This window comes from Providencia rettgeri (assembly GCF_041075285.1).
GTDB lineage: Bacteria > Pseudomonadota > Gammaproteobacteria > Enterobacterales > Enterobacteriaceae > Providencia > Providencia rettgeri_G.
Genome location: NZ_CP163512.1, coordinates 2,456,698 through 2,469,506, shown reverse-complemented (window position 1 = coordinate 2,469,506; position 12,809 = coordinate 2,456,698). Strand labels below are relative to the sequence as shown.

Sequence of the window (12,809 nt, the reverse complement as noted above, 5' to 3'; positions counted from 1 at the left end):
ATGAATCTGCCAATCAGAGAGTTTGACGCTATCGTTATTGGTGCTGGTGGTGCAGGTATGCGCGCAGCACTTCAAATTTCACAGTTGGGCTTATCTTGTGCTCTGCTGTCAAAAGTCTTTCCAACCCGTTCTCATACTGTATCAGCACAAGGTGGTATTACGGTAGCATTAGGTAATACGCACCCGGATAACTGGGAATGGCACATGTATGATACAGTTAAAGGCTCCGACTATATCGGTGACCAAGACGCTATTGAGTATATGTGTAAAACAGGGCCAGAAGCTATCCTTGAATTAGAACATATGGGGTTGCCATTCTCACGCCTTGATGATGGAAGGATCTATCAACGTCCATTTGGTGGCCAGTCTAAAAACTTCGGTGGTGAGCAAGCTGCACGAACCGCAGCTGCGGCTGACCGTACTGGGCACGCACTATTACATACCCTGTATCAGCAGAACTTAAAAAACCACACCACAATTTTTTCTGAATGGTATGCCCTTGATTTAGTGAAAAATCAAGATGGTGATATCGTGGGTTGTACTGCAATTTGTATGGAAACGGGTGAGCTGGTTTACTTCAAAGCAAAAGCGACCATTCTGGCAACAGGTGGAGCTGGCCGTATTTACCAATCAACGACTAACGCCCATATCAATACGGGTGATGGCGTGGGTATGGCTGCACGTGCTGGTGTTCCTCTGCAAGATATGGAGATGTGGCAATTCCACCCGACGGGGATTGCAGGGGCTGGTGTTCTGGTCACTGAAGGTTGCCGTGGTGAAGGTGGTTACTTGCTGAATAAAGACGGCGAGCGCTTTATGGAACGTTATGCACCAAACGCCAAAGACCTTGCAGGTCGTGACGTTGTTGCACGTTCAATCATGATTGAAATCCGTGAAGGTCGTGGTTGTGATGGTCCTTGGGGGCCTCATGCTAAGCTGAAACTGGATCACTTAGGAAAAGAAGTTCTGGAATCTCGTTTACCGGGTATCCTTGAATTATCCCGTACCTTTGCTCACGTTGACCCAATCAAAGAACCTATTCCGGTTATTCCAACGTGTCACTATATGATGGGGGGGATCCCAACGAAAGTGACAGGTCAAGCAATTCGCTATAACGAAAAAGGCGAAGATGAAGTGATCCCAGGTCTGTTTGCCGTTGGGGAAATTGCGTGTGTATCTGTACATGGCGCTAACCGTTTAGGGGGTAACTCACTACTCGACTTAGTGGTATTTGGTCGTTCTGCGGGGCTGCATTTGAAAGAGTCCATCATGGAACAAGGTTCTATGCGTGATGCTTCTGAATCTGACATTGACGCGGCAATGACGCGCTTTAATCGTTGGGAAAACGCACGTACTGGCGAAGATCCAACGGAAATTCGTAAAGCACTGCAAACCTGTATGCAGCATAACTTCTCGGTATTCCGTGAAGGTGATGCTATGGCGAAAGGTTTAGAAGAGCTGAAAGTGATCCGTGAACGTCTGAAAAATGCACGCCTTGATGATACGTCCACAGAATTTAATACGCAGCGTATCGAATGTTTAGAACTGGATAACCTGATGGAAACCGCTTATGCAACAGCGCAAGCAGCGAATTTCCGTACAGAAAGTCGTGGGGCCCATAGCCGTTTTGACTATCCAGATCGTGATGATGCGAATTGGTTATGTCACTCATTATATTTACCGCAATCTGAAACGATGACGCGTCGTGAAGTCAACATGCAGCCAAAACTGCGTGAAGCCTTCCCACCGAAAATTCGTACCTACTAATGCGTGGTGTTAATCCAGTTGCGGAGAAATAAACTATGAAATTACAATTTTCGATTTATCGCTACAATCCTGATGTGGACAACGCACCACGTATGCAAGATTACACGCTAGACGTTCCTGAAGGGCGTGACATGATGTTGCTGGATGCGTTAATCCAAATCAAAGAACAAGATCCCACATTATCCTTCCGTCGTTCTTGTCGTGAAGGGGTATGCGGTTCTGACGGTGTGAACATGAACGGTAAAAACGGGTTGGCATGTATCACGCCATTATCCGCTTTGACTCGTGGTGGGAAGAAAATTGTCATTCGTCCATTACCAGGTCTGCCAGTTATACGTGACCTGATCATCGACATGACTCAGTTCTACACCCAATACGAGAAAATTCGTCCATATCTGATTAATGACAATAAGAATCCGCCTGCGCGTGAGAATTTACAAACTCCTGCACAACGCGAAAAACTCGATGGTTTATACGAGTGTATCTTGTGTGCATGTTGTTCGACTTCTTGCCCATCTTTCTGGTGGAATCCGGACAAATTTATTGGTCCGGCAGGTCTGTTAGCAGCGTATCGCTTCTTGATTGATAGCCGTGATACAGAAACCGATTCGCGATTAGATGATCTGAACGACGCTTTTAGTGTTTTCCGCTGTCATAGCATCATGAATTGTGTCAATGTATGCCCTAAAGGGCTAAATCCGACAAAAGCTATCGGTCATATTAAATCTATGTTGCTAAAACACAGTGCCTAATCGCTAAACTTTAACCCGCAGTGCCTTGGTACTGCGGGCTAAGTAAAAATAGCACAAAATAAAAACATAAGTTAAAAAGAAAGCGTAAAGTAAACTCAATATTTTGATTTAAATAGCGCTTAAGGTCACAAAAGCGCGAAAACCAAATATCCATAAAGGTGATCAGAAAGTAACATTGTCATCAATAAAAAATAGCATTAAATAAAACGTTGTAATAACAAAAGCGCAAAAAAGTGAAAGTAACGAAAGTAACAGTAAAAAGTAAAAAAATTAGCCAACTGCAAAAGATGAAGACGAAAGCGTAATCTTAGGGGCCTTTAAAAACCGTAGCCAGTTTTTAAAGGTTCCTTAAAAGGGAAACCCTTACTGATAAAGGGCCTCCCAAAGAGAGAACATGCATAAAGCACGTCCAAGAGAACCTTTATCGAGGTCGCTTAAATGCGGCGATTAGTTAACCACGGCGAAAACTAAAGCTTTTAAAGCTTAAGGGATCACAATGCAGAACGGCGTAATGAAGGACTGGCTGGATTCAAGCTTTCTGGCAGGCGCGAACCAGACTTATATAGAACAGCTCTATGAAGATTATCTGACTGACCCTAACTCTGTAGATGCCGAGTGGAAAGCCATTTTCGAGCAACTACCTGGTGCAGCCCTCGGCACTAGCGGTGAGCAATTCCACTCCCAAGCGCGCGATTACTTCCGCCGCTTAGCAAAAGACTCTACACGTTATCATACCTCTGTTAGCGATCCAGCTATCGACGCAAAACAAGTTAAAGTTTTGCAGTTAATAAATGCATTCCGCTTCCGCGGACATCAAAATGCTAATCTTGACCCGTTAGGGCTTTGGAAACGTGAATCTGTTCCAGATTTAGACCCAGCGTTCCATAACTTAACAAAAGAAGATTTCAACGAAACTTTCAACGTGGGTTCATTTGCTATCGGCAAAGAAACCATGAAACTCAGCGAGCTATATGACAACCTGAAACGTATTTACTGCGGTTCAATCGGTGCGGAATATATGCACATCACGAATACAGAAGAAAAACGTTGGATCCAACAACGTCTTGAGTCTGTAGACGTGTCTAAAGTTTTCTCGGCGGAAGAGAAAAAGCGTTTCCTGTCCGAGTTAACCGCAGCTGAAGGTCTTGAGCGCTACATTGGGGCAAAATTCCCGGGCGCAAAACGTTTCTCATTGGAAGGTGGTGATTCACTGATCCCAATGCTGAAAGACTTAATCCACCACGCAGGCAAACAAGATACCCGTGAAGTTGTTCTGGGTATGGCCCACCGTGGTCGCTTAAACGTACTGGTTAATATCTTAGGTAAAAAACCGGGCGAATTATTTGATGAGTTCGCAGGTAAACATAAAGATCACTCTAGTGCGGGTGACGTTAAATATCACCAAGGCTTCTCTTCTGACTTTCAAACCGCAGGTTCACGCGTTCACTTAGCGCTAGCGTTTAACCCATCACACCTTGAAATCGTTAGCCCAGTGGTTATCGGTTCTGTGCGTGCGCGTCGTGACCGTTTAGATGAAGGTCGCAGTAACATGGTTCTGCCAATCACTATTCACGGTGACTCAGCAGTAACTGGTCAAGGTGTTGTGCAAGAAACACTGAACATGTCCCAGGCACGGGGTTATGAGGTGGGCGGTACCGTACGTATCGTGATTAATAACCAAATTGGTTTTACCACGTCAAATCCAAAAGACACACGTTCAACTGAATACTGTACTGACATCGTGAAGATGGTGCAGGCACCAATTTTCCACGTGAATGCAGACGATCCAGAAGCAGTGGCTTTTGTGACACGTTTAGCGCTGGATTTCCGTAATACATTTAAACGCGATGTGATGATCGATTTAGTGTGTTACCGCCGTCATGGCCATAACGAAGCGGATGAGCCAAGTGCAACACAGCCAGTGATGTACCAAAAAATCAAACAGCATCCAACGCCGCGTAAAATTTACGCAGACCGCTTAATCGCAGAGAACGTATTAAGTGCGAATGATGTGACTGAAATGGTTAACCTGTACCGCGATGCATTAGATGCAGGTGACTGTGTGGTTGAAGAGTACCGTGAAATGGGGCTGAACTCATACACATGGGCTCCGTATTTGAACCATGAATGGGATGCATCCTACAAATCAACATTTGATATCAAACGCTTAACAGATCTGGCAGTAAAAGTCAGTACTATCCCTGAAGGCGTTGTTGCCCAATCTCGTGTTGAGAAAATCTATGCTGACCGCGCAGAGATGGCGAAAGGTGAGAAATTACTCGACTGGGGGGCAGCGGAGACTTTAGCGTATGCAACCTTGGTTGATGAAGGCATCCCAGTGCGTTTATCAGGTGAAGACGCGGGACGCGGAACCTTCTTCCATCGCCATGCGGTTATTCACAACCAAACTAACGGTTCTGTTTACGTTCCACTGCAAAATATTCATAACGGCCAAGGCGTGTTTAACGTTTGGGATTCTGTTCTGACTGAAAATGCGGTATTAGCGTTCGAATATGGTTATGCAACCACCGAACCACGTGCACTGACTATTTGGGAAGCACAATTTGGTGACTTCGCTAACTGTGCCCAAGTGGTGATCGACCAATTCATTAGCTCAGGTGAGCAAAAATGGGGTCGTATGTGTGGACTGGTGATGTTACTGCCTCATGGTTATGAAGGCCAAGGCCCAGAGCACTCATCTGCACGTTTAGAACGTTACCTGCAACTGTGTGCTGACCAAAATATGCAAGTGTGTGTGCCGTCAACACCGGCTCAGGTTTATCACATGTTACGTCGTCAAGCCCTGCGAGGCATGCGTCGTCCTCTGATTGTGATGTCACCAAAATCTCTGCTGCGTCACCCATTAGCGGTGTCTAGCATGGAAGAACTGGCGAATGGAACATTTGAACCAGTTATCGGTGAAATCGATGAAATCAATCCGAAAAATGTGAAACGCGTCATTCTGTGTTCAGGAAAGGTCTATTACGATTTGTTAGAACAACGTCGTAAGAATGAACAAACTGACGTGGCTATCGTGCGAATTGAACAACTGTATCCGTTCCCACACGAAGATATCCAAAACGCGTTGGCGCAATTTAACCATGTGAAAGACTTTGTATGGTGTCAAGAAGAGCCATTAAACCAAGGTGCTTGGTATTGCAGTCAACATAATTTCCGTGAAGCTATCCCAGCAGGGGCAACTTTACGTTATGCAGGTCGAGCTGCTTCTTCATCTCCAGCAGTTGGCTATACGTCCGTACACTTAGAGCAACAAAAAGCTCTGGTTAATGACGCTTTGAACATTGAATAATTAAAGGATAGAAAATGAGTAGCGTAGAAATTCTTGTTCCCGATCTTCCTGAATCCGTTGCAGATGCTACGGTTGCCACATGGCATAAAAAACCAGGTGACAGTGTTCAGCGTGATGAAGTTCTGGTTGAGATCGAAACAGATAAAGTGGTACTGGAAGTGCCAGCGAGCGAAGCGGGCGTATTAGAAGCTATCGTTGAAGACGAAGGGGCAACAGTATTATCTAAACAGCTGTTAGGTCGCATTCGTTTAGGTGATAGCACGGGTATTCCTGCTGAAGTGAAAGAGCCACAACAAGCAACGCCTGCACAACGTCAAACTGCAAGTCTGGAAACAGAAAGCAACGATGCGCTGAGCCCAGCAATTCGTCGCCTAATTGCAGAACATGACTTGAACCCTGCGGATATTAAAGGCACGGGTGTTGGTGGTCGTTTAACGCGTGAAGATGTTGAAAAACACTTGTCTGCAAACAAATCAGCGGCACCAGCAGCATCTGCACCTGTTTCACCACAGGCTCCATTAGCACATCGTAGCGAAAAACGTGTTCCAATGACGCGTTTGCGCAAACGTATTGCTGAGCGCTTGTTAGAAGCGAAAAATACCACAGCGATGTTGACCACGTTTAACGAAATCAACATGCAACCGATTAAAGACTTACGTAAACAATATGGCGAAGCATTCGAAAAACGTCATGGTGTACGTTTAGGCTTTATGTCTTTCTATGTGAAAGCTGCGGTTGAAGCCCTGAAACGCTATCCAGAAGTGAACGCGTCTATTGATGGCGACGATGTGGTTTATCATAACTACTTTGATATCAGTATTGCAGTATCCACACCTCGTGGTCTGGTCACCCCAGTATTGCGTGATGTCGATGCAATGAGCATGGCTGATATTGAGAAGAAAATTAAAGAACTGGCTGTGAAAGGTCGTGACGGTAAATTAACTGTTGAAGACTTAACCGGCGGTAACTTCACTATTACTAATGGTGGCGTATTTGGTTCTCTGATGTCTACACCTATCATTAACCCACCACAGAGCGCGATTTTAGGCATGCATGCCATTAAAGACCGCCCGATGGCTGTAAATGGTAAGGTAGAGATTCTTCCTATGATGTACTTAGCGCTGTCTTATGATCATCGTTTAATCGATGGTAGTGAGTCAGTCGGCTTCTTAGTCGCTATCAAAGATATGCTGGAAGATCCAACTCGTTTACTGCTGGACGTATAGCAACATAACAGGGCAGGGAATAACCTGCCCGGTCTGAAGTAACCGATGCAACCCGCTTGCGGGTTGCTAAATCAGTAACAATTGCAGGAGGCGAATAAACGCCTCTTCAGACTCAATTATGGATAGAACATCATGAATTTACACGAGTACCAGGCAAAACAGTTGTTTGCACGTTATGGGATGCCTGCACCAACAGGTTATGCCTGTTCATCAGTCGCTGAAACCGTCGATGCTGCGAAAAAAATTGGCAACGGCCCATGGGTAATTAAATGCCAAGTTCACGCAGGTGGACGTGGTAAAGCTGGCGGCGTTAAAGTCACTAGCGATATCAACGAAGTTAAAGCCTTTGCAGAAAACTGGTTAGGTAAAAATTTAGTTACCTATCAAACAGATGCGAATGGTCAGCCAGTTAACCAAATTCTGGTTGAAACAGCGACTGACATTGCGAAAGAGTTATATTTAGGTGCAGTTGTAGACCGTAGCACTCGTCGTGTTGTTTTCATGGCATCGACGGAAGGTGGCGTGGAAATCGAGAAAGTGGCTGAAGAAACGCCAGAACTGATCCACAAAGCAATTATCGACCCATTGACGGGTCCAATGCCTTTCCAAGGCCGTGAATTAGCGTTCAAATTAGGCTTAACAGGCAAACAAGTTAGTCAATTTGCAAAAATTTTCATGGGGCTGGCAACACTGTTCCTTGAGCGCGATTTAGCATTAGCAGAAATCAACCCTCTGGTTATTAGTACTGCGGGCGACTTAGTGTGCTTAGATGGTAAATTGGGTATCGACAGCAACGCATTATATCGCCAACCTGAAATCCGTGAACTGCGTGACGAATCTCAAGAAGATGCTCGTGAAGCACAAGCGGCTCAGTGGGAACTGAACTACGTTGCATTAGATGGCAACATCGGTTGTATGGTTAACGGTGCGGGTCTCGCAATGGGGACGATGGACATCGTTAAATTGCACGGTGGCGCACCAGCAAACTTCTTAGATGTTGGCGGCGGCGCGACAAAAGAGCGTGTCACTGAAGCATTTAAAATCATTCTTTCTGATGAAAACGTGAAAGCGGTTTTCGTTAACATCTTTGGTGGTATCGTTCGCTGTGACCTGATTGCAGACGGCATCATTGGTGCAGTTGAAGAAGTGGGTGTAAATGTACCAGTAGTTGTGCGTTTAGAAGGTAACAATGCTGAGTTAGGTGCGAAGAAACTGGCAGATAGTGGCTTGAATATTATCGCTGCAAACAGCCTGACAGACGCAGCTAAAAAAGCAGTAGCAGCAGCGGAGGCTAAATAATGTCTATTTTAATCGATAAAAACACCAAAGTTATTTGCCAGGGTTTCACTGGTGGTCAAGGTACATTCCACTCAGAACAAGCAATTGCTTATGGAACTCAAATGGTTGGTGGTGTGACTCCGGGTAAAGGTGGCACAACTCACTTAGGTCTGCCAGTATTTAACACCGTGCGTGAAGCGGTTGAAGCTACAGGCGCAACGGCTTCAGTTATCTACGTTCCAGCTCCATTTTGTAAAGATTCTATCTTAGAAGCTATCGATGCAGGCATTAAACTGATTATCACTATTACGGAAGGTATCCCAACGCTGGATATGCTGACTGTAAAAGTGAAATTAGATGAAGCTGGCGTTCGTATGATTGGTCCAAACTGTCCGGGCGTTATCACTCCAGGTGAATGTAAGATTGGTATCCAACCTGGTCACATCCATATGCCAGGTAAAGTGGGGATCGTTTCCCGTTCCGGTACGCTAACCTATGAAGCGGTTAAACAAACAACAGATGCAGGTTTAGGTCAATCTACCTGTGTTGGTATCGGTGGTGACCCAATTCCGGGTTCAAACTTTATTGATATCCTGAAATTATTCCAAGCTGACCCACAAACTGAAGCTATCGTTATGATCGGTGAAATCGGTGGTAATGCAGAGGAAGAAGCCGCGGCTTATATTAAAGAGCACGTGACTAAACCTGTTGTCGGTTACATCGCGGGTGTGACTGCACCGAAAGGTAAACGTATGGGGCACGCTGGTGCAATCATTGCGGGCGGTAAAGGTACAGCAGATGAGAAATTTGCGGCATTAGAAGCGGCAGGCGTGAAAACAGTTCGTAGCCTTGCAGATATCGGTGATGCTGTTAAATCATTATTGAACAAGTAAACAGCCCCTAGATAACGAGTAATCGTAAGAGGCGAAAGCCCGTATTCCTTTGAGTACGGGTTTTTTTGTGTCTATAGCTCAGGAAAGCACATCAAGAGCCAATATAATTTCTGCATCACTTATAAGGTGCTATGTAAAAGAGTGTCTATACTTAAAAAAGATAGCAACTGGCGTAGCAATGCGACATCGAGCTTAAATAAGGTATTCGCTATCAGATTGTGGGGAGGTGTTCGCACTTTATGCAAAAAATAGTGAAATTGCGGCACATCAAATTTAGAACTTTTAGGGAGGATCAATTAAGCTAATATAGGCATTTAGTTGAGTTAGATTCGTATATTAATAAAATTCATAATAACTTTAAAATAAGATACTATTATAAATTAAATATTCTTTTTTGGAGTCCTTAATACAAAGGTTATATTTTTTTGTTAATCTTTGAAAAAATTAAGTACATTTATATCAATACCAATAACAGCGTATTAACAAGTAAATAACTATTAATTGACCGAAGCTCAAATCAATTAACAATGCGAAAAAAATTGACGTAAATCAATTCATTGGAGCTAGCTTTATTTGTATAAATTGCTTAAATTGGTGCTCGATCAAATACTCAATTTTCTATTAAAGAGTATAATTATTGATGTAAATTCAGAATTCAAATCTGAGTCACGTAAAAGAAGTTTATTGTGTGTGAAGATAGGCGTACTATTATTATAGTAACGTTTGTTCTTTTAATTTTGTTAATTATTTGTTGTTTTGAGGCATTTTTTGCTGGTAGTTAAGAGGCTTTCTAAAAACATAATTTGGAAGCTGGGTTGCCGCAAGTCGGTGTCTTCCTGCTAGGAGCAAGGAGTCAAGATGTTTGATATTGTCGAACTGTCACGATTACAGTTTGCCTTAACCGCAATGTATCACTTCCTGTTCGTGCCATTAACGCTCGGTATGGCGTTTTTGCTTGCGATCATGGAAACGGTATATGTGCTGTCTGGCAAGCAAATTTATAAAGATATGACTAAGTTCTGGGGTAAGTTATTTGGTATTAACTTCGCCCTAGGTGTTGCAACGGGTTTGACCATGGAGTTCCAATTCGGTACTAACTGGTCTTACTACGCGCACTATGTTGGAGATATCTTCGGTGCACCTCTTGCAATCGAAGGTCTGATGGCGTTCTTCTTAGAATCAACGTTCGTCGGTTTATTCTTCTTTGGTTGGGATCGTTTAAGCAAAAATCAACACCTAGCTGTAACATGGTTAGTTGCTTTAGGTTCTAACTTCTCTGCTTTGTGGATTTTGGTTGCGAACGGTTGGATGCAAAACCCAATTGCTGCTGATTTCAACTTCGAAACAATGCGTATGGAAATGGTTAGCTTCTCTGAGCTAGTCTTAAACCCAGTTGCGCAAGTGAAGTTCGTCCACACAGTTGCTGCGGGTTATTGTACTGGTGCAATGTTTATCCTTGGTATTAGCTCTTACTACCTACTTAAAGGTCGTGATGTTGCTTTTGCTAAACGTTCTTTTGCAATTGCTGCAAGCTTTGGTATCGCGGCCGTTCTGTCTGTTATCGTTCTTGGTGATGAATCAGGTTACGAAATGGGTGACGTTCAGAAAACCAAACTGGCTGCTGTTGAAGCAGAGTGGGAAACCCACGCTCCACCTGCTGCATTTAACTTAATTGCATGGCCAGATACTGAGAAGCAAGAAAACAAATTTGCTATCTCGATCCCTTGGGTGATGGGTATTATTACAACTCGTTCTATTGATACGCCTGTATTAGGTCTGAAAGATCTGATGAAACAACACGAAGTGCGTATCCGTAACGGTATGGTTGCATATGGTCAGTTACAAGAGCTGTTAGCGGGTAACAAAGATCCTGACTTGCGTGCTGCATTCGAAGCAAGCAAAAAAGATCTGGGTTACGGTCTTCTGTTAAAACAATATGCACCAAATGTTGTTGATGCGACAGAAGCACAGATCCAGCAAGCCGTTAAAGACAGTATTCCGAACGTAGGTCCTCTATTCTGGGCATTCCGTATCATGGTTGGTGTTGGCTGCCTGTTACTGTTAATCATCGGTTGGGCATTCTTGGCAGTGGTTCGTAACCGTATTGGTAAAAGCAAACTGTTGTTACGTATTGCCTTGATTAGTATTCCATTACCATGGATTGCAATTGAAGCGGGTTGGTTCGTTGCAGAATATGGTCGTCAGCCATGGGCAATTGGTGAAGTGTTGCCGGTGTCGGTTGCACACTCTAATTTGACAACGCATGACCTGATTTTCTCTATGATACTGATCTGTGGTCTGTACACACTGTTCTTAATTGCTGAAATGTTCTTAATGTTCAAATTCGCTCGTAAAGGGCCTAGTAGCCTGAAAACCGGTCGTTACCACTTTGAACAGAAAAACACTTCTGCACACGACGTTCAGTAAATAGGAGCCACTTATGTTTGATTATGAAGTTCTTCGGTTTGTGTGGTGGATCCTTATCGGTGTATTACTGATTGGATTTGCCGTCACGGATGGCTTTGACATGGGCGTTGGCTTCTTATTACCTATCTTAGGTAAAACAGATACTGAACGCCGTATCATGATTAACGCCGTTGCACCGCACTGGGATGGTAACCAAGTTTGGTTAATTACTGCGGGTGGTGCGATGTTCGCTGCGTGGCCACAGGTCTATGCTGCGTCATTCTCTGGTTTCTATATCGCCATGATTTTGGTGTTAGCGGCATTGTTCTTCCGTCCGGTTGGTTTCGACTACCGTTCTAAGTTGGAGAACCCGAAATGGCGTAACATGTGGGACTGGGGTCTGTTCATCGGTGGTTTCGTTCCACCATTAGTTATCGGTGTTGCGTTTGGTAACCTGCTACTGGGTGTTCCACTGCAAATCGATAGCCAACAGTATCTAACCTATACAGGTAACCTGTTTGGTCTGCTGAATCCATATGGCCTGTTAGCGGGTGTGGTCGGTTTAATGATGATTGTGACTCAAGGTGCAACTTATCTGCAAATGCGTACCACAGGCGAACTGTACTTGCGTGTTCGTAAAGCAACTTATATCTGTGCATTAGTCACTCTGCTTTCGTTTGCTGGTGCAGGTGTCTGGTTAGTGATGGCGATTGATGGTTATGTTGTGACGTCAACCATCGATACACTGGCTGTTTCTAACCCACTGAACAAAACAGTCGAAGTGGCTTCAGGTGCATGGTTGAATAACTTCAATGCTTATCCAATCCTTTGGGCTCTGCCTGTGCTGGGTCTGGCACTGCCATTACTGACTATGCTGTTTAGTAAAGCAGATAAAAATGGTTGGGCGTTTGTTAGTTCTTCATTAACTATCGCGTGTATCATTTTAACTTGTGGTGTAGCAATGTTCCCATTCATCATGCCTTCAAGCATCATGCCAAATGCAAGCTTGACCATGTGGGATGCGACTTCTAGCCTGTTTACGCTTCAAGTGATGACTGTGGTTGCGATTATCTTTGTTCCAATCGTACTGGCATACACCGCATGGTGTTACTACAAATTGTTTGGTCGTTTGGATAAAAACTTCATCGAAGGCAACAAGCACTCACTGTATTAAGGA

General features: G+C 44.2%; 8 protein-coding genes. All 8 read left to right on the top strand.

Annotated features, from left to right (window positions below):
- Positions 1 to 1,767, top strand: coding sequence for a succinate dehydrogenase flavoprotein subunit (sdhA, locus tag AB6N04_RS11180; protein ID WP_369308376.1), 1,767 nt, complete (start codon positions 1 to 3; stop codon positions 1,765 to 1,767).
- Between the two features lie 35 nt (positions 1,768 to 1,802).
- On the top strand, positions 1,803 to 2,519 hold the full coding sequence (locus AB6N04_RS11175; RefSeq protein WP_369308375.1) for a succinate dehydrogenase iron-sulfur subunit: 717 nt from the start codon (positions 1,803 to 1,805) through the stop codon (positions 2,517 to 2,519).
- Positions 2,520 to 3,015: 496 nt separating this feature from the next.
- Positions 3,016 to 5,829 (top strand): 2-oxoglutarate dehydrogenase E1 component, encoded by a 2,814-nt coding sequence (gene sucA / locus AB6N04_RS11170; protein WP_369308374.1) that lies wholly within the window; start codon positions 3,016 to 3,018, stop codon positions 5,827 to 5,829.
- A gap of 14 nt (positions 5,830 to 5,843) precedes the next feature.
- Positions 5,844 to 7,055 (top strand): 2-oxoglutarate dehydrogenase complex dihydrolipoyllysine-residue succinyltransferase, encoded by a 1,212-nt coding sequence (gene odhB, locus AB6N04_RS11165; RefSeq protein ID WP_369308373.1) that lies wholly within the window; start codon positions 5,844 to 5,846, stop codon positions 7,053 to 7,055.
- 132 nt (positions 7,056 to 7,187) lie between these two features.
- On the top strand, positions 7,188 to 8,354 hold the full coding sequence (gene sucC / locus AB6N04_RS11160; protein WP_206085302.1) for an ADP-forming succinate--CoA ligase subunit beta: 1,167 nt from the start codon (positions 7,188 to 7,190) through the stop codon (positions 8,352 to 8,354).
- Complete coding sequence (gene sucD / locus AB6N04_RS11155) at positions 8,354 to 9,226, top strand: succinate--CoA ligase subunit alpha (RefSeq protein ID WP_369308372.1); 873 nt, start codon at positions 8,354 to 8,356, stop codon at positions 9,224 to 9,226. Before sucC ends, sucD begins: the two co-directional genes overlap by 1 nt.
- Positions 9,227 to 10,084: 858 nt before the next feature.
- Positions 10,085 to 11,653 (top strand): cytochrome ubiquinol oxidase subunit I, encoded by a 1,569-nt coding sequence (gene cydA / locus AB6N04_RS11150; RefSeq protein WP_369308371.1) that lies wholly within the window; start codon positions 10,085 to 10,087, stop codon positions 11,651 to 11,653.
- 13 nt (positions 11,654 to 11,666) lie between these two features.
- Positions 11,667 to 12,806, top strand: coding sequence for a cytochrome d ubiquinol oxidase subunit II (gene cydB / locus AB6N04_RS11145; RefSeq protein WP_369308369.1), 1,140 nt, complete (start codon positions 11,667 to 11,669; stop codon positions 12,804 to 12,806).
- Positions 12,807 to 12,809 lie beyond the last annotated feature (3 nt).